At 64.8% G+C, this 18,330-nt stretch carries 17 protein-coding genes; 13 read left to right on the forward strand and 4 right to left on the reverse strand.

From position 1 onward, the window contains the following. Positions 1 to 110 precede the first annotated feature (110 nt). A complete protein-coding gene (locus SLG_RS19520) occupies positions 111 to 1,580 on the forward strand; it encodes a multicopper oxidase family protein (RefSeq protein WP_014072612.1) in 1,470 nt (489 codons plus the stop codon). Positions 1,581 to 1,688: 108 nt separating this feature from the next. Beyond that, positions 1,689 to 2,195, forward strand: a complete 507-nt coding sequence (locus tag SLG_RS19525) for a DsrE family protein (protein ID WP_014072613.1) — start codon at positions 1,689 to 1,691, stop codon at positions 2,193 to 2,195. A 34-nt stretch (positions 2,196 to 2,229) separates the two neighbouring features. Here SLG_RS19525 and SLG_RS19530 read toward each other — a convergent pair whose 3' ends face one another. From SLG_RS19530 to SLG_RS19540, 3 genes are all read right to left on the reverse strand, one after another. Then, the gene (locus tag SLG_RS19530; protein WP_041393782.1) at positions 2,230 to 2,997 is read right to left on the reverse strand and encodes a COG4705 family protein; all 768 of its coding nucleotides are present in this window, start codon (positions 2,995 to 2,997) and stop codon (positions 2,230 to 2,232) included. A 277-nt stretch (positions 2,998 to 3,274) separates the two neighbouring features. After that, positions 3,275 to 4,153: an AAA family ATPase gene (locus tag SLG_RS21140; protein ID WP_009824028.1), complete on the reverse strand. Its 879-nt coding sequence runs from the start codon at positions 4,151 to 4,153 to the stop codon at positions 3,275 to 3,277. Continuing rightward, positions 4,080 to 5,480, reverse strand: coding sequence for a Mu transposase C-terminal domain-containing protein (locus SLG_RS19540; RefSeq protein WP_004212864.1), 1,401 nt, complete (start codon positions 5,478 to 5,480; stop codon positions 4,080 to 4,082). Before SLG_RS19540 ends, SLG_RS21140 begins: the two co-directional genes overlap by 74 nt. Positions 5,481 to 5,671: 191 nt before the next feature. Between SLG_RS19540 and SLG_RS19545 the strand changes: the two genes are divergently transcribed. Both SLG_RS19545 and SLG_RS19550 read left to right on the forward strand, forming a co-directional pair. Then, complete coding sequence (locus SLG_RS19545; RefSeq protein WP_009824027.1) at positions 5,672 to 6,244, forward strand: recombinase family protein; 573 nt, start codon at positions 5,672 to 5,674, stop codon at positions 6,242 to 6,244. A 478-nt stretch (positions 6,245 to 6,722) separates the two neighbouring features. After that, positions 6,723 to 7,736, forward strand: coding sequence for an aspartyl protease family protein (locus tag SLG_RS19550; RefSeq protein WP_009824026.1), 1,014 nt, complete (start codon positions 6,723 to 6,725; stop codon positions 7,734 to 7,736). Here the strand turns inward: SLG_RS19550 and SLG_RS19555 are convergent. Then, complete coding sequence (locus SLG_RS19555) at positions 7,730 to 8,149, reverse strand: MerR family transcriptional regulator (protein WP_007406847.1); 420 nt, start codon at positions 8,147 to 8,149, stop codon at positions 7,730 to 7,732. The genes SLG_RS19550 and SLG_RS19555 overlap by 7 nt on opposite strands. Before the next feature lie 75 nt (positions 8,150 to 8,224). Here SLG_RS19555 and SLG_RS19560 point away from each other — a divergent pair, with 75 nt between their 5' ends. From SLG_RS19560 to SLG_RS19600, 9 genes are all read left to right on the forward strand, one after another. Beyond that, positions 8,225 to 8,851 carry a cation transporter gene (locus SLG_RS19560; RefSeq protein WP_004212870.1) on the forward strand — a complete coding sequence of 209 codons (627 nt, stop codon included), beginning with the start codon at positions 8,225 to 8,227 and terminating at the stop codon, positions 8,849 to 8,851. Next, positions 8,851 to 10,818 (forward strand): cytochrome c/FTR1 family iron permease, encoded by a 1,968-nt coding sequence (locus SLG_RS19565; protein ID WP_004212871.1) that lies wholly within the window; start codon positions 8,851 to 8,853, stop codon positions 10,816 to 10,818. Before SLG_RS19560 ends, SLG_RS19565 begins: the two co-directional genes overlap by 1 nt. 73 nt (positions 10,819 to 10,891) lie before the next feature. After that, entirely contained in the window at positions 10,892 to 11,188 is a 297-nt protein-coding gene (locus SLG_RS19570; protein WP_007406840.1) for a hypothetical protein, read from the forward strand. A gap of 60 nt (positions 11,189 to 11,248) precedes the next feature. Then, positions 11,249 to 12,526 carry a TolC family protein gene (locus tag SLG_RS19575; protein WP_013039111.1) on the forward strand — a complete coding sequence of 426 codons (1,278 nt, stop codon included), beginning with the start codon at positions 11,249 to 11,251 and terminating at the stop codon, positions 12,524 to 12,526. Then, positions 12,526 to 13,704: an efflux RND transporter periplasmic adaptor subunit gene (locus SLG_RS19580; RefSeq protein ID WP_004212877.1), complete on the forward strand. Its 1,179-nt coding sequence runs from the start codon at positions 12,526 to 12,528 to the stop codon at positions 13,702 to 13,704. The genes SLG_RS19575 and SLG_RS19580 overlap by 1 nt, the downstream gene beginning before the upstream one ends. Positions 13,705 to 13,707: 3 nt before the next feature. Then, positions 13,708 to 16,953 (forward strand): efflux RND transporter permease subunit, encoded by a 3,246-nt coding sequence (locus SLG_RS19585; RefSeq protein ID WP_004212878.1) that lies wholly within the window; start codon positions 13,708 to 13,710, stop codon positions 16,951 to 16,953. 53 nt (positions 16,954 to 17,006) lie between these two features. Beyond that, positions 17,007 to 17,495 (forward strand): SRPBCC domain-containing protein, encoded by a 489-nt coding sequence (locus SLG_RS19590; RefSeq protein ID WP_013849881.1) that lies wholly within the window; start codon positions 17,007 to 17,009, stop codon positions 17,493 to 17,495. After that, a complete protein-coding gene (locus SLG_RS19595) occupies positions 17,492 to 17,869 on the forward strand; it encodes a hypothetical protein (protein WP_009824022.1) in 378 nt (125 codons plus the stop codon). Before SLG_RS19590 ends, SLG_RS19595 begins: the two co-directional genes overlap by 4 nt. A gap of 47 nt (positions 17,870 to 17,916) precedes the next feature. Continuing rightward, on the forward strand, positions 17,917 to 18,330 hold the full coding sequence (locus tag SLG_RS19600) for a hypothetical protein (protein WP_004212881.1): 414 nt from the start codon (positions 17,917 to 17,919) through the stop codon (positions 18,328 to 18,330).

The following is an 18,330-nucleotide window of genomic DNA, read 5'->3' on the forward strand; positions in this document are numbered from 1 at the left end:
AGCGAACGGTAAGCCGAACCGCTGAGGCGCTTGAGCGCCAAGCGGCGGAGCCGATCGACGCGACTGCCCAGCTGGCTTCCAGGCTGCGTCTCGTCTTGGATCAGATGTAGATGTTGGACCGACGCTCGCTGTTGGTCGGCGGAGCGGCCTTGTTCGCCACCGCCGCTTGCTCGCGCTCCGCCTCGACTGGCAGCGGCGGGCAGACTCCGCTTCCGGTGCCGCCCCTGCTGGACGCAGGGGCGAGCCGCTCGTTCGCCCTACGTGTCCAATCGGGAACGACCTCTTTTTATCCCGGCCGCCCGAGCGACACGCTCGGGTACAATGGCAGCTATCTCGGGCCAACGATCAGGGTGCGTCGCGGGGATGATGTCGCGGCTGCCGTGACCAACGGGCTTGGGGCGGACACGACTGTGCATTGGCACGGGCTTCTGGTCCCCGGAGAACTGGACGGAGGCCCTCATCAGCTGATCGCGCCGGGTGCGACCTGGCGACCCACGCTCCCGATCCGGCAGCCAGCAGCGACGCTGCTTTATCACTCTCACGTCCATGGTTTGACGGCCGAGCAAGTCTATTCAGGGTTGGCCGGGGCATTGCTGGTAACCGATGACGAAGAGCAGGGCCTGGGCCTGCCCTCCGAATATGGCGTGGATGACCTGCCGCTGCTTATTCAGGATCGCCAGTTTGAAGATGGTCGCCTTGTCCTGCCGGGCGGCATGATGGTCGCCATGCAGGGGCGACGCGGCGACACGATCCTGGTGAACGGCGCGGTTAACCCTTCCGCGGTGGTCCCCAATCGGTTGGTCCGCCTGCGGCTCGTCAACGCATCGAACGCCAGGATCTACGAACTATCGTTCAGCGATCAGCGCAGCTTTCACTGGATCGGCACCGAAGGCGGCCTGCTAGAAAGGGCAGTGGAGATCGCGGCTATAGCCTTGGCCCCAGGGCAGCGCGCTGAGCTTCTCGTGGATTTCACGGACGGCAGAGCCGCTTCGCTTGTGACGGCGATCGATAGCAACAACTCGATGACGGGCGGGATGGGGATGATGGGGCGAAGCGCCGGCAGGGGCAATGCCAACGCGCCCGCGACCGTGGTGCGGTTCGAGCCGCGGCCGATGGGACAGGCTCGTGCCAGCGGGGCGGTGCCGGCCCTTCTCGCATCGCGAGCTCGGCCTGACGCCAGCAAGGCGGTGCGCCGCCGCCGCCTCGTCCTTAACATGGGCATGGGCGGCATGATGGGATCAGCAAGCGGAGGTGGCGGGCTGACGATCAACGGCAAGCCATTCGACATGAACCGCATCGATGAGACCGTGAAGCTCGGCTCCACCGAGATATGGGAGGTGTCTGGCGAAATGATGCGCCACCCGATCCATATTCATGGCGTCCACTTTGATGTTCTCAGCCGGGCCGGCGGGAGGCCGGACGTTCTTGATCAGGGGCCGCGCGACACGGTGCTTGTCAGGGAGCCCGTGGAGCTTCTCATCCGCTTCGATCATCCGGCCAAGAGTGCTCCCTTCATGTACCACTGCCATATCCTTGAACATGAGGATAACGGGATGATGGGCCAGTTTAGTGTTGCTTAGCGGCAGGTCACCGTTTTCGCGGTGCGCATCCAGCCTCTGCGGCTCAAGGGGAGAGCAACGTTGTCGAAAAGAGTTCTTACCGGGCTTTTACTCGCGGCCACGACGCTGATGGGCGGGACTTCGGTGGCGGCACCACCTGACCTCCTCTATCCCGTGATACCGCGTTTTGGCGGCATAGTGGCCGTGCCGAGCGCCGCTGAGCGCCCCGATCCCAAGCTCCGCTACCGTGTCCTGTTCAACATCACCAAGGCCGCAAGCGCACCCGACCACTTGAATCCCAGCCTTGAAAAGGTTGCGCGCTTCGTCAATCTGCTCGGCGCCGACAAGGTGCGTCCAGGGCCTGGCGATATCGTCGTGATCATCCATGGCCCCGCAACCCCCGTCATCCTGCAGAACGCGCCCTACGCCGCCCGCATGAAAGTGGCCGAGAACCCGAATGTCATGCTCATCGAGGCTCTCCGGACCGCGGGCGTTTGGGTCCATGTGTGCAGCCAAGCCATGATCGCCAACAAAATAACGTCGGATCAGGTAACGCCCGGCGTGGTGATCGACGATTCCGCGCTCACGACATTAGCCAATCTCCAGCTTCGAGGCTTCGCGCTAATACCCGATTGATAAGGGACACTTACTGGGGCGAGGCGCAGCAGTTTTAATCGCGGCTCGGTCGATTGGGATGCTCTCCGGCCCGTTGGGGGAGGACCACGATCAGGAGCAGGATTGCGGCCGTTAGCACCGCCGACGCGAGCGGCCGACTGAAGGCGAGGCCGCCATGATCGAGCGGCTTGTCAAGAAAATCGCCGACCGCTGCGCCCAGCGGGCGGGTCAGGATGAAGGCCGCCCAGAACAGCAGCACGCGGCTTGCATTGGTCAGGTAGTAGAGCAGCGCCAACACGGCGAGCAGCGCCGCGAAGATACCCGCTGCGCCGATATAGCCGAGGTTGCCGGTATCGGCCGTCCAGTCCCCGAGCGCCGTGCCAAGCGTTTGCGAGAGGGTGATCGTGATCCAGTAGAACAGCTCGGCTTTCGGCTCGCGCACGGTATCGACTGAAATCGATCCGAGCGCCCGATGCCAGACGATCAGCGAGGCCAGAACGCAGCCGAGCAGCAGCGCCGATCCTCCGGTATAGCCAATACCGAGCGAGCGCGTGGCGAAGTCCGCCATCGTCGTCCCCGCCGTCGTCGAGGCGATGATCGTTGCCCAATAGAGGAAAGGGTGAAAGCGTGTCGCCATTACCTGCCACCAGACCAGGGCGATCAGCACCGTCAGGAAGATCGCGGTGCCGACTAGGTAGCCGAGGTTCATGGTCATTGAGACGGTATCGCCGCCCGTCTCGCCGAGGGTGGTCGCGAGTATCTTAATGATCCAGAAACCCAGCGTGACCGCGGGCACTTTGCTTGCCAATTCCTGCTTTGTCATTTCGTTCACGGCGTCTTTCCTTTCAAGTTTCACGCCGCGCTGACGGTTTGATCAGAGGCGCAGGCCAAAACGCGGGCCGACCCCCATAGTCGCGAGGATAGGGCGATCGTCAGCAGGCAAGCGGCCACCCCCTTCCTACCAAATCGAATCGTAACGGCTATCAGCTATGCCTCAACCGGGTCAAAACCGGTCGGTTTTGACACCAGCAACTCGCCCCAGCTTTTCCATGGGTTGTAAACGCTCGCGCTAAATGGCGGCGTTCTGATCGCGCTATTTGTCAGTTGCCGGGTCCGATGACGAGGCAATCGCGCGCGGCCTGAACGATGTCAGCGGTGACCTCCTCGACGCGGTTGAGGGTCATGATCCGCCGCATCTGCGCGAACAGGCGCTCCATGAGCCGGAAGTTGCCGCGCGTGATGCGGATCACGGCTGCCTGCGCTTCGATCGCGTCGAGTTGGGCCGGGTCGAAGCTGATCCCGAAATCGCCGGCGTGGGTCGCGAGCAGCAGCCGCATTTCGGTCTCGGTAAGCGGTTTGAACTCGTGGACGAAGCCGATCCGCGAGTAGAGCTGGGCATAGCGGGCGAGGCGCTTCTCCAAGCCCGGCATACCCATCAGGATCAGCCCGAAGCCGTGGCGATCGGCCATGTCGCGGAGATGTTCGAGCGACTTTATGGTCAGGCGGTCGGCCTCGTCGACGATGACGAGGGGGCAGGCGATGCGGGCGGCGTCATGGGTGATTTCGTCCTGCGAGCCGCCCGCGACCGTCAGCCGGGCATAGCCCAGCTTAATGAGGTTGAGGCCCAACACCGCGTCGATCGTCTTGGGCGTGTTGCTGACCGACACGGTGTAGAAGACGGCGCGGCAGCGAGCGACCTTTTCGCCAAGGAGCGCGGCAATGGGACGGAGCGCGGCATATTCCCCCAGGTCGGGGAAGCTGGAAAACTCGCGCGCCGATCGCGTCTTTCCGACGCCCGGCCGGCCATGACACACGCCGATATAGCGGTAGTGCGCGCAGGCTTCGGCAAACTCGACGAACCGGGCATGTTCGCGGGTCGCCAGGAACGGCTGCTCGACCAGGAACTCAATCGTCAGCGGCGTAGAGCCGGAGCCCTCGGTAGGTGGTGGGCCGGGAAGCCGTATCCTCTTGGTCGCCATCGAAGGTCTCCGTGGGGGCAGGCACCTGCTTGTCGCGCTCCTTCGCGCCGCGCCGGGCGCGCTGGATCGCGCGCAACGACGGGTGCCCAGCGTGCTCGGAGCTGAGCGCACGGCAGACGAACCGGCCCTGGTGGTAGACGTGGATCTCGGTCAGGTCGCGGGGGTCATAGACCGCCTCGACCTGCTCGCCGACGAAGGCCGCGAGCGTGGGTTCGACATAGCGCCTGCCCATCAGACGGATGCCGTCGCGCAGCACTTTACGGGGCTTGGGCACGTGCACGAGCAGCATGTCGAGCTGTTCAAGGCTGTCGGGCATTGCGGGCAGGAACCCGCCCTTCTGCCAGCGCGTGATCGGCGGTTCGCCGGTGCTGCCATGCGGGCGACGATGATAGACGCCGCACACGAACGCCTCGAAGCGGGCGCGCAGCTCGTCGAGCGTGAGCACTGGCGCCGACAGCGGCTTGCCCGCGATCAGGTGGCCGGGCAGGTCGGGCAGGAACATGTCGTTGATGGTGCGGAACAGCCGCTCGATCTTGCCGCGCCCGCGAGGACGCCCCGGCAGCGAATGGATGAGGCGGATTTTGAGGGCGATGCACGCCTGCTCGATATGCTCGGAGATGAAATCCGAGCCGTTGTCGACGTAAAGCTGTTCGGGAATGCCGCTGACGATCCATTCGGGATTGGGCTTGCGCCAGATCGCCTGCCGCAAGGCGAGCGCCGTGTTGAGGGCACTGGGGGCATCGAGGCTGAGGAAGTAACCGGCGATGGCTCGGCTGTGATCGTCAACGATGACGGTCAGCCAAGGACGCACCGGGGTTCCGGCATCATCGAGCACGAGAATGTCGAGAACGGTATGATCGGCCTGCCACATCTCGTTCGAGGTCGCGGCTTCGCGCCGATGCACTAGCTCGTGCTGGTCGCGGTAGACGGCCGGATCGGAGGCTGCGGCGATCTGGCTTGCCGGTATCGCCCTGACGACACGCGCGACGGCCGCATAGCTGGGGGTTCGGTGTCCATGCGCGATGGCGAGTTCCTGCACCTTTCGGTGAATGGCGGCGACCGGGGGTCGCGGGCGCTTGGTGGCGAGAGTGCGGGTCAGTTCGACCAGATGTTCCGGCAGGTGCAGCCTGCCCCGATCGTTGCGCGGCAGACGCGCGAGACCGGCAAGTCCTTCGGCACGGTAGCGCCCGAGCCAGCGCTGCAACGTCCGCTCGCTCAGCGTGCCGGTGCGGGCGAGGTCCGCGAGCGGGATGCCATCGGCGAGGTGCGGTTCAAGGACGCGGTAGCGCTCGATCGCCAGCGGCGGGACAAGCGCCGGATGCGTCACCGCCGACGGTCCGTGTCGCAGGTAAGGAAAACGGAGATTTGCCTGCCCATCGCCATGCGAGTCCGCTCGCGTTGCCAAACCGGCCTGTTCGACGTAAATCTACCCGGTAAAGAAAACTAGGGCAACATAGACCTGCCGATGACGACTTTCTTCCCAAACCGCGCCCGATCGGGGCGCCACCGGCCCTACGCATGAAAATCGGTTACGCCCGCGTATCGACCGCCGAGCAGAACCTGGACCTCCAGCGTGATGCGCTGAAGGCTGCCGGCTGCGAGAAGGTCATCACCGACAAGGCCTCCGGGGCGACTGCCGCTCGCCCTGGATTGGAAAAGGTGAAGGAGCTGCTTCGCGCCGGCGACACACTGGTGGTCTGGCGCCTCGACAGGCTCGGCCGCTCGCTCCGTGATCTGATCGGATGGATGACCTACCTCGACGAGGAAAAGGTCGGGCTGCTGAGCCTGCACGAGGCGATCGACACGACCACCACGTCGGGCAAGCTTACCTTCCACCTGTTCGGGGCATTGGCGGAGTTCGAGCGCAACCTGATCCGCGAGCGGACCCAGGCCGGTCTCACCGCAGCCCGCGCTCGCGGCAAGAAGGGTGGCCGGCCGGCCGCACTCGGCAAGGACAAGCGCGACCTGCCCGTCAGGCTCTACCACGAGAACACGATGCCGATCGCCAAGATTTGCTCGATGCTCGGCATCTCCAAGCCAAAACTCTACGCCTATGTGCGATCGGCCGAGACCAAGCCGGTAGCCGCGTAGCGACGCTCGCCGACAAATAGCGCGATCAGAATGCCGCCACTTAGCGCGAGCGTTTACACCGTTCGCGGTCCCGATCGGCCCAGCGTCCCCCGGAACCGTTCGTTATCGGGAAGGCATCTAAGCGGTCTGCACCATCCTTCATCTAAAGTTCTCCAAGCGCTTCTGAGGATTTTCGGGCGCACCAAAAGCACTTGCTCCTCCAGTGGCTGGAGCATGTAACCGCAATTTGCTCTCCTGCGGACGGGGGGCTGGAGGTGGCTTTTTGACGGCCCGTGTTGAAGCAATCGGTATGTCTCGACGCTCATTAGTGGCGCGGCTGGTGGCCTGTGGAACCGGCTTGGTGCTCGGTTCTCCAACGCTCGCGCGACAGACTTCCCGGTCTGCGGGCTCGTGGAACTTCGGTGCGGCTCACCTCGAATGGGAGCCGCTGGAAGTCGGCACGGGTGATACCCTCCTTGTTTCGGCACAAGTGCGCGGAGTGCCGGTGCGGGCGGTGCTCGACAGTGGCAGCGGCGCGTCGATCATGAGCACGGCGCTCGCGGCGAAGCTCGGCTTGAACGATGGTGAGCGGCGCATGATTAGCGGGCTGAGCGCCAAGGCCCCGGTGCTGCTGGTCCGCGACATCGACGTACAGCTCGCCCGCGAAACCCGTCGCTTACCCTTTGCCGTCGTTGGTGATCTGAGTTCAGTGTCGGCGGCCTTCGGACGACCGATCGATATCCTCCTCGGTGCCGATATGTTCACGGGTAGCTGCATCGCGCTCGATTTCGCGAAAAGGCGTATGGCGGTCGTCAAGTCAGGCACGTTTCTCGCCGGTCCCGACTGGCGCGCTGTCGCGCTCGGGCGCGGTGCCAAGCAGGAGCTGTTCATTCGAGCTTCCGTCTCGGGTTTGCCTCCCGTGCCCTTGATGATCGATCTTGGCAGCTCGGCCGCGCTGATGCTCTCGTCGGCCTATGCCCGCGATCAAGGGCTGTTGAACGGGAAGCTCGTCTCGACCGCGGCGATCGGCGGCGTCGATGGTGTGCGTATCAACGATGCTTTCACGATCCAGAACATCAACATCGAAGGGCTTGGCGTCTCGAACGTCCCCACACTCGGGATGAGAGCTTGGCTCTCCACCAGCACGGTTGGCAATGTCGGCCTACCGCTGATCGCTCAATTCGACGTGGTGTTCGACGTGACCGCCGGATTCGTGTGGCTCCGGCCACTCGGTCCTCGTCGTCGCCTGCCGATGCTGAAGGACCGTAGCGGCCTTGGCCTCGCAGCCTCACCAACGGCGCTCACCGTTGTTCATGTGGCGGCGAACAGTCCCGCGGAAAAGGCTGGCTGGGCGGTCGGCGACCGGATCGTGGCGGTGAACGGCCATTCGATCGATGCGAACTATACGCGTGGGGAGCTCTGGCAAGTGCGCTCCCGGCCTGCTGGCACCCTCGTAAAGCTGACGATGGCCTCGGGTGATGTGCGCGAGCTCAGGCTGGCCGATTATTATTGATCGGCTTGAGGGTGGCCTTTGCCGATCGCCTTCATGATCCGACAATCGGCCATGCGCGCCTTGGTGCAGCTCTGGCTGAGCATTGCCAACTCATCCCGCAACACCGCGAGTTGCGCCAGTCTCTCCTCCACATCCTTGAGGTGCTGAGCAGCGATAGCTGAGGCGGCACCACAATCCTGGTCCGGGTTCTGCGCCAGCCCCATCAACGAACGGATCTCGTCGACGGAGAAGCCAAGCCGGCGACCGTTGCGGATGAAGTGCAAACGCTCAATGTCACTGGCATCGTAGGTTCTGCGACCCGACGCCGTGCGAGGGGCGGATCGGAGCAACCCGATCGACTCATAAAAGCGGATCGTCGTCACCTTCGTCGAGGTCTCGCTGGCGAGCTGCCCAATCATCACCGGCTTCATCATGCCATCCTTGCTTATGCGAACGTGTCGCACATTTCGCTTGCTTCTACAGCGACTGGAGGTGGTAAGGAAGGCCGCATGAATGCTTCTACCGAAAGCTGCGGGTGCCACGGGGAGCCCGCGCGCGCGCAAACCGATCCGGCCTATCGCCGTGCGCTGCTGACCGTCGTGGTGCTCAACCTCGGCTTCGGAGTCGCCGAGCTGTTCGGCGGGTTCATCGCCGATAGCCAAGCGCTGAAAGCGGATTCCCTCGATTTTCTCGGGGACGGGTCGATCAGCCTTATCGGTCTTCTCGCGCTTGCCTGGTCCGCACGGGCGAGGGCAAAGGTCGCGCTGACGCAGGGGTTGTTTCTCGGTGCGCTTGGCGTGGGCGTAATCGGTTTCGCGATTTGGCGCGCCCTGAACGCAACCGCGCCCGATGCCGAACTGATGGGCACAATCGGCGTTGTCGCGCTCGCGATCAATGTCGTGTCCGCCTTGGTGCTTGCGCGTTTCCGGGAAGGGGACGCCAATGTTCGCGCGATCTGGCTGTTCAGCCGCAACGACGCGCTCGCCAACGTGGCGGTGATCGCCGCGGCCGGTCTGGTGGCGTGGACAGGAAGCGCCTGGCCGGACCTCGCCGTCGCCGGCCTCATCGCCCTCCTGTTCCTCCACTCCGCTTATGAAATCGTCACTGGCGCTCGGCGCGAATTGGGAGAGCGGTAGTGCGTCTGCTCGCGTTGATCCGGGCAATGCTCTCGTTGCGGCTGCTCTCCGCGCTCGCGGCGCTGCTGATCCCTGCTGCGGCAATCGCCGAACCCGGCGACGTGCAAACCGCATGGCGGCTGCTCGACTATATGGCCGTCGATTATGGCGGCGCGGTCGCCAACGGTCGGATCAAGAGCACGTCGGAATATGCCGAGATGACGGAGTTCGCCGCGTCGGTCTCGACACGGCTTCAGGGCCTGCCGGCGAAGCCGGAGCGTCAAGCCCTCATCCAGCGGGCTGCCAACCTCCAGGCGGTGATCGCGGAAAAGGGACCGACTGAACAGGTGGCAACATTGGCGCACGGGCTCGCGGCCGATCTGTTGCGCGCCTACCCGGTGCCGCTCGCGCCCGATAAGGCTCCGAACCTCGTCTCCAGCGATGCACTGTTCCGACAATCCTGCGCGTCCTGCCACGGGATGACGGGCAACGGCCGTGGCCCTGACGCCGCCAAGCTCGCTACGCCCCCGATTGCTTTCACCGATGCCGAGCGCGCGCGCCAGCGCAGCGTGTTCGCGCTCTATCAGGTGGTGACGCAAGGCATCGACGGGACCGCGATGCAGAGCTTCGCCGATCTGCCCAACGATCAGCGCTGGGCGTTAGCATTCCGAGCCGGGAGCTTCGCCTTCACGGATGCGCAGGCGCGCGAAGGCGAGCGGCTTTGGAAATCCGACCCGACCCTTCGCCGGCGCATTCCGGACCTGAAAACCCTGGTCGCGCTCACCCCGGCCGCGCTCGGCGCGGCGATCGGCGACGCCAAGGCTGACCCAGTGCTCGCGTTCCTGCGTCGTCATCCCGAACAGGTGATACAACAGGCTCCCGGCTCGCTCGCGGTCGCCCGCGCCAAACTCGCCGAAAGCGTGGCGGCTGCGCGGCGCGGCGATGCGCGCATGGCGAAAGAGCTGGCGCTGTCGGCCTATCTCGATGGGTTCGAGCCGATCGAGCCAACACTCACCGCGCGCGACGCGACGCTGATGGGTCGAATCGAGGGCGCGATGGGGGAGTTCCGCGCCTCGATCGACCGGGGCGCGTCGCCCGATGATCTCGCGGAGAAGGTCGCAGTACTGGGCGGCCTTTTCGACGATGCGGAAGCGGCGCTCGCGCCTGATGCCGCCACCGAAGCGTCCACGTTCCTGGGCGCGTTCACGATCCTGCTGCGTGAAGGGCTCGAAGCCCTGCTCATCGTTGTCGCCATGATCGCGTTCCTGCGTAAAGCCGAGCGCGGCGAGGCGCTGCGGTACGTGCATGGCGGCTGGGTCAGCGCGATCATCGCGGGCGGGATCACCTGGGCGGTCGCCACCTATGCGATCGGGATCAGCGGTGCGAGCCGGGAGCTGACGGAAGGGTTTGGCTCGCTGTTCGCCGCGGTCGTGCTGCTCTCGGTCGGGATTTGGATGCACGGCAAGGCGCAGGCCGATCAGTGGCAGCGCTATATTCGCGAGAAGATGTCGCGGGCGCTCTCGGGCGGGTCGGGCTGGTTCCTGTTCGGGCTGGCGTTCGTCGTAGTTTATCGCGAGGTCTTCGAGACGATCCTGTTCTATGCCGCGCTTTCGGCGCAAGGTGACAACGGGATGCTTCTCGCGGGGGCCGGGTCGGCGATTGGACTGCTCAGCCTGATCGCTTGGGCCATGCTTCGCTACAGTCGCAAGCTGCCGATCGCGCAGTTCTTCCGCTATAGCTCCTGGCTCATGGCGGTCCTGACCGTCGTGCTGGCGGGTAAAGGCGTCGCCGCGCTCCAGGAAGCCGGCCTTATCAACATCGCACCGCTCGCGGACGTGCCACGGCTGTCGATGCTCGGCGTGTTTCCCACTTGGCAATCGGTGCTGGCGCAACTCCTGATGGCGGTCGCCATTGCGGTCGGGTTCGCCTGGAACGGGCGCGACCGATCCCGCTCGGGTTCCGGCTCAGTGACCCTTGGTTCGAATTAGTGCAATGACATGAAAACCCTTCCGTGATAGAGGCAAGCTAGTGCGAGCCTTTTTGCCTTTCCTGACATGCCTGATGCTGGTCCTGACCAGCTTCTCCGGCATGGCCCATGCCGCCGATCTGGCGGGGGGAAGCATCGCGGGCGTTGAGTTCACGGTCCATACCGCCGGTGACATCGATCAGGTGCCATCGGACTCGGACAAGAATGTCCCGCATCATCACAATTATTGTCACGGACACGACGTCGGCGCGCCTGCGCGCACGACGATGGAATATACCCCCGTCCTCACAGTGCCCAAGCCGACAATCTCCGCCTCTGCGTCGCTCGACGGCCGCACCGGCATGGTCCATTTGAGGCCCCCCCAAGCCTGACGTCCGATTTGGGCGTGCGTTGGCGCGCCCCTGTCGATCATCGTCAGGAGTCCTATTTTCATGAATCGTATCCTCGCGGCCATGCTGGCCGCAGCGTCTTGCGCCACGATGGCGCAGGCGCAGGTCGGACCGTCCGCGCCTGTTGCGCAGGATGCGCCGGTCTACACGCTTGACCAAGCGGTCAGTGCAGCGGGCGGTTCGGCCCCTGCTGCGGAAGCGGCGACAGCTGGAATCGACGCGGCCCGTGCAGGTCGCACAGTCGCCGGCTTGCGGCCCAATCCGGTGGTTCAAGGCCAAGTCGAGAATGTCATCGGCTCCGGGCCGTATCGGGGGGTCCGCAGCGCGGAAACCACGGTCGGCTTTGCGATCCCGATCGAGCTAGGCGGCAAGCGCGGCGCCCGCGTCGCGGTCGCCAATGCGCAATTGTCCCGGGCCGAGATCCAGGCCGCGATCATCGCGGCGGATGTCCGGCTTCAGGTAACGCAGCTCTATGTCGAAGCGGTCGCGGCCGATCGCCGGGTAATGACAGCCCGCGATCAGGCCCGGATCGCCAGCGATGCGCTGCGGGCCGCGAGCGTTCGCGTGCAGGCAGGGCGGGCATCGCCACTCGAGCAACAGCGCGCGGATGTCGCGCGTATCAATGCCGACGCCAATGTGGAGCGGCAGCTTCGCTTGGCCGAGGCGGCCCGCGCCAATCTGGCGCGTCGGATCGGACGGCCGATCGACGGCCTGCTCGATGACACGCTGCTCGATCGCCTTCCCGATGTGAACGTCTATGGGCCGTTGGCACCGGTCAACACGACCGGCACACTCGCGCTGGCGGCAGCCAACGCGGATTTCTCCATTGCCGAAGCCGGCGTGCGGCTCGCGCGCGCCAATCGCGTGCCTGACCTGAACGTCGGGCCGTCGATCCGCCGCCTGGAAGCGACCAACGACATGGCGGCGGTGTTCAGCGTGTCGATCCCGATCCCGGTGTTCAACAATGGTCGCGCCGCGATTGCGCAGGCGACCGCGCAGCGGACCCAGGCGGATGCGCAGCGCCGCGTGACCGCGCTCGACATCGAACAGGCGATCACGGACGCGCAGGCGCAGGCGGCCAATGCCGCAACGACGGCTCGTGCGGCGTCGGGGCCGGCGCTGGCGGCTGCACAGGAGGCCGCCCGCATCGCGCGGATCGGCTATCGCGAGGGCAAGTTCGGCCAGCTCGAATTGCTCGATGCTGAACGCACGCTCGCCGAAACGCGGGTCGCCGCGATCGACGCGCTTGCCAATTACCAGAATGCCCGCGCGCAAGTGGAGCGACTGACCGCTCGTGCGCCCAATGGGGGGAATCAGTGATGAAGAGCTTTTATCTCGCGGGCGCGGCGTCGCTCGCCCTGCTCTTGGCTGCCTGCGGCGGCAAGGATGGCGGAAACGAGGCAACTGCCGAAGGCGCAGCTGCCAATGAGACGGCAGCGGGCACGGAAAAGGGCGGTGCTGAAGGCGGTCATGCCGGTGAAGGCGTCGTCACATTGGGTGCCGACCAGATCGCCACAGCGGGCGTCCAGGTCGGACGGCCGATCATCGGCGGGGCCGGGACGATCGAGCTGCCCGCGATCATCGAGGGCGACCCACAGGGAACGCAGGTCGTCTCGGCCGCAATTGCGGGACGCGTGGTCGCGCTCACCCGTAACCTCGGCCAATCGGTCGGACGCGGCCAGACCATTGCGGTCATCGAAAGCCGCGAGGCGGCGCAGATCAAGGGCGAGGTCGAGGCGGCGCGGGCGCGGCTTCAGCTCGCTAATTCGAACCTCGCGCGCGAACAGCGGCTGTTCGCGCAGAGAGTCTCCCCTGAACAGGATCTGATCGCCGCCCGCACAGCGGCGACGGAGGCGCGGATCGCCCTGACGCAGGCGCAGAGCATGGTTTCGGCGGCGGGTGTCGGCGGCGGCGGGCTCAACCGGCTCGGCATTGCCGCGCCGATCTCGGGCCAGATCATTGCGCGCCCCGTGACGCTGGGACAAACGGTCGCGGCGGATGCCGAACTCTATCGCATCGCCAACCTGAGCCAGGTGTCGATCGCGCTTAATCTCAAGCCCGAGGATGCGGGCCGGGTGCGTCCCGGCAATACGGTGCTGGTGAAGGCGGCAGGCCGTCAGGCGACCGCCCGCGTGACCTTCGTGTCGCCGGCGCTTGATCCGCAGACGCGGCTCGTGCCTGCGCTCGCCACCCTCGACAATCGCGGTGGCGAATGGCGGGTCGGCGAGCCTGTGACGGCAGCCGTGCAGCTGACGGGCAGCGGCGGGAGCGGGGCGGTCCGCGTGCCGACGACGGCGGTCCAGAGTTTCGAGGGCAAGTCGGTCGTGTTCGTGCGCACGCCCACCGGCTTCAAGGCGACCCCGGTCCAGCTCGGCGATGCGTCGGGCGACACGGTGATCGTCCGGTCGGGCCTGACCGGCAACGAACAGATCGCCACCACCGGAAGTTTCACGCTCAAGGCCGAGATCGGCAAGGGCGAAGCGAGCCACGAGGATTAAGCCATGATCGCCCGTATCGTAACCTGGGCGGTCGAGAAGCGCTGGCTAGTCCTGCTCCTCACCGTCATCGTCGCCGCCATCGGCGCCTTTTCCCTCTACCGGCTACCGATCGACGCGGTGCCGGACATCACCAACAATCAGGTCCAGATCAACGTCCGCGCGCCTGCCCTCTCGCCCGAGCTGGTCGAGAAGCAGGTGTCGTTTCCAATCGAAACCGCGCTCGCCGGCACCCCCGGCCTGGAATATACGCGCTCGTTGAGCCGCAACGGCTTCGCGCAGATCACGGCGGTCTTTTCGGACGCGACGGACATCTATTTCGCCCGCCAGCAGGTGGGCGAGCGTCTGCGGGGCGTGCAAGAGAATCTGCCCGACGGCGTGAACCCTGAAATGGGTCCGATCGCGACAGGCCTGGGCGAGGTGTACATGTACACCGTTCGTCTCGATCATCGCGAGGACGACAAGCACAAGCCCGGTGAACCGGGCCAACAGCCCGATGGCAGCTACATCACGCCAGAGGGCGAGCGACTGACGACCGAAGAGGACAAGGCGACCTACCTGCGCACCGCGCAGGACTGGATCGTGACGCCGCTTCTGAAGACCACACCGGGCCTCGCCGGTGTCGACTCGATTGGCGGTTACGCCAAGCAGTTCCTCGTCGTGCCCGACGTGCAGAAGCTGGCCTCGCTCGGCATCACGCTGACGGACCTGGGAAATGCGCTGGAGCGCAATAACACCAGCGTCGGCGGTGGCTTCGTCAATCGCAATGGCGAAGGTCTGGCTGTTCGCTCGGATGCGCTCGTTCGCAATGCCAGCGAGTTGGCCAGGACCGTGATCGCGACACGTAACGGCGTGCCGATCACGGTCGAACAAGTTGCGACTGTGAAGACGGGTCAGGCGATCCGCATGGGTTCGGCATCGGAGAACGGTACCGAAGTCGTCGTCGGCACGGCGATCATGCGGATCGGCGAGAACAGCCGCATCGTGTCGACCGCGGTCGCTGAGAAACTGAAGACGATCAACGCTTCGCTGCCTCCTGACGTCGTAATTCAGCCGGTGCTGAACCGCACCGAGCTGGTCAATTCGACGATCAAGACGGTCGCGAAAAACCTGTCCGAAGGCGCGGTGCTGGTCATCGTCGTGCTCTTCCTGCTGCTCGGCAACTTCCGTGCGGCCCTGATCGCGGCGTTGGTCATCCCGATCACCATGATGCTGACAGGCTTTGGTATGCTGCGCGCTGGGGTCTCGGCCAATCTGATGAGCCTTGGGGCTTTGGACTTCGGTCTGATCGTCGACGGCGCCGTCATCATTGTCGAAAACGCGCTGCGCCGGCTTGCCGAGCAACAGCATCATGAAGGCCGATTGCTCAGCGTCAAGGAACGGCTCGCGACCGTGGCAGCCGCTGCGCGTGAGATGATCCGTCCCTCTGTGTACGGGCAGGCAATCATCATCCTCGTCTACGTACCGCTGCTCACGCTGACCGGCGTGGAGGGTAAAACGTTCGGACCGATGGCGCTGACCGTCATCATCGCGCTCGCCTTCGCCTTCATCCTCTCTCTCACCTTCGTGCCGGCGATGATTGCGATCTGGCTGTCGAAGAAGGTCGAGGAGAAGGACGGCCGCATCATCACGTGGCTGAAGAAGCGCTACGAACCCGGTCTCGACCGGGCCATGAAGCGCCCGACGCTGACGATCGGTGCGGGTGTGGGAAGCCTTGTGGTGGCGGCGCTTGCTTTCACTACGCTCGGCTCGGTGTTCCTGCCGCAGCTCGACGAAGGCGATTTGCTGATCCAGTCGCTCCGCATTCCGGCAACGTCGGTCCAGCAGAGCCAGGCGATGCAGGTGCCGATCGAGCGGATGATGTCGAAGCAGCCGGAGGTGCAATTCGTCTATTCCAAGACGGGCACCGCCGAGCTGGCGGCCGACCCGATGCCGCCGAACGCGACCGACATGTTCGTCATCCTGAAGCCGCGCAAGGATTGGCCGGATCCTGAGCTTCCCAAGGAGGAGCTGGTCAGCCGGATCGAGGGTAATCTCGCGAAGATTCCGGGAAATGCCTACGAGATCACCCAGCCCATCCAGATGCGCTTCAACGAGCTGATCGCCGGCGTGCGCGGCGACATCGCGGTGAAGGTGTTCGGGGACGACTTCAACCAGATGAACCGGACGGCCGAGCAAATCGCGGCGGTGCTGCGCAGAACGCAAGGCGCAGCGGACGTGAAGGTGGAGCAGACGACCGGTCTTCCCATGCTCGACATTCGCGTCAACCGCGACGCGATGGCGCGGTTGGGCGTTACGGCTCAGGATGTGCAGGACACCGTGACTGCGACGATCGGCGGGCGAACATCGGGCCAGATCTTCGAGGGCGACCGTCGCTTCCCCGTGGTGATCCGCCTGTCGGAGGCGCAGCGTGCCGACATCGGCCTGCTCCAACAGGTGCAGGTGCCGGTGGCAGGCGGCGGCTATGTACCGCTGTCCAGCGTCGCCGAGATCAAGGTGGTCGATGGTCCGAACCAGATCAGCCGCGAGAACGGCAAGCGGCGCGTGGTGGTGCAAGCCAACGTGCGTGGCCGCGACGTCGGATCCGTCGTGGCGGATGCGCAGGCGGCGATCGGCAGCCAACTCCGGCTGCCTGCCGGCACCTATCTCGAATGGGGCGGCCAGTTCGAGAACCTCCAATCGGCAAGCGAACGGCTGAAGCTGGTCATTCCGGCTTGCTTCATTTTGATCCTGCTGCTCCTCTACGGGGCGTTGGGATCGGTCCGCGACGCCGCGATCGTGTTCACCGGCGTGCCTTTCGCGCTGGTGGGCGGCGTCCTGTTGCTGTTCCTGCGGGGCATGGACTTCTCGATCTCGGCGGCAGTGGGCTTCATCGCCCTCTCGGGCATCGCGGTCCTCAACGGCCTCGTCATGGTCAGCTCGATCCAAGATCTGATCCGATCAGGGATGAGCCGCGAGGAAGCCGCGCATGTTGGCGCGATGCAGCGTCTGCGACCCGTCATCATGACCGCGCTAGTCGCCAGCCTCGGCTTCGTGCCGATGGCGCTGGGCGAAGGCGCCGGCGCAGAGGTTCAAAAGCCTTTGGCGACGGTCGTCATCGGCGGTCTGATCTCGGCGACGCTTCTTACGCTGTTCGTGCTGCCGACACTCTATGCCCGGTTCGGGCAGAAAGTGATCGAGAAACCCGAGCACTACAATGAGGAGCATGAAGGGGACGACCACGGTCAGACCTTCGTGAACAACTTGGCCTGATGGATGGGCGGGGCGATCCGCGATCGCCCCGCCCATCTCTGGGAGATGGGGATATGCCTCGCACCATAACCAGCTCGATGCTTCACGGCGGGCCACTGCGCATCTGGTCGGCACTCACCGATCCGGATCATCGCCGGGCGTGGAGTCCGCTCGTATTTCTCGATGATCCGTCCCGGCTCGGCGACACAGAATGCACCTTTGCGATCCAGGGCATCACCCGGCCAATTCGGACGCCAGCACGGATTGATCGATTCGATAAACCGCACGCCTTCGCTTGGTCCTGCGGCATCCCCTATCTGTTCACGCTCGAAGAGCGGTACGAGCTGGCGGGGGACGATGGCGGCACCAGGCTAACGCATAGCTGCACGCTGCGCGGGGCGCTCTCCCTGCCGTTCGCGGCGATGATGTTGCGCCGCCTGCGATCCCTGATGGTCGAATCTGACGATCGCCTCGCAACCTATCTCCGCTGGCGGGTAGGTCAGCCTGCCCGGGCTATCAATCGTCAGCGCGTCCCCTTCCGCTGCAGGAGGAAGGCGCGATGATGATGCACTGTAAGCGGGTGCTGCCCGCCGTCATCCTCGTTGTCGGGCTCGCGGCGTGCTCGGAAAGAAAGCCGCCAGCCCCGCCAACGGAGCAGCAGATCCATTCGTCCGACAGCGCCGTGGCGACCGGGGAAATGGGGCGGCATAGATATCGCTGTTCCGACGGGGAACCGCTGTTCGTCGATTACAAGGACAACGGCCTGCAGATCGATTTGCGGCGCTCCAACGGGGGACCGCCGATGATGCTGACCGCGCCAGCGCAGGGCCTGCAATATGTCGGCGAAACAGCCACCGCGACCTTCAAGGGGTCGCAGCTCACCATCGTGGAAGGCGATGGCCGTACCCGGATCTGCGAGCAGGAAGGCACGCGATGAACTGCCCTGCCTTCGAACGCCACAGGGCGCTTCGTCGGAAGAGACCGATGTCTGACACGTCGATTTCAAATGTGACAACCTTGTGCGGCCTGAATCGGGCCGGTCTGGCGATCGCGCGCCTCGGCGTCGTTCTCGTCTCCGGGGCGGTTATAGGGGCGTGTAATCCAGCGCCGACCCAGCCTACCGAGCCGGCGCATGAAAAGCATCTGACGTCGAAACTAATCGCGCAGCGCATCATGTACTGCGACGACGGCACACGCGCCGATGTCGACTTCATCGATGACGGCTTGAAAATGGCCGTCACCTGGCTGCCGAAGGGCAGGACCGAGATCCTGCGCGCGCAGCGAACCGGTGACGAGTTTCGCGGCGACCATTCGCGGGCTGTCGTGGCGGGCGGATCGATCGCGTTCACGCGACGCGGGAAGATCCGCGTCTGCCACCGAACCCCGGAGGAGTCCTAG

Origin of the sequence: Sphingobium sp. SYK-6, assembly GCF_000283515.1 — a bacterium.
Classification (GTDB): Bacteria; Pseudomonadota; Alphaproteobacteria; order Sphingomonadales; family Sphingomonadaceae; genus Sphingobium; species Sphingobium lignivorans.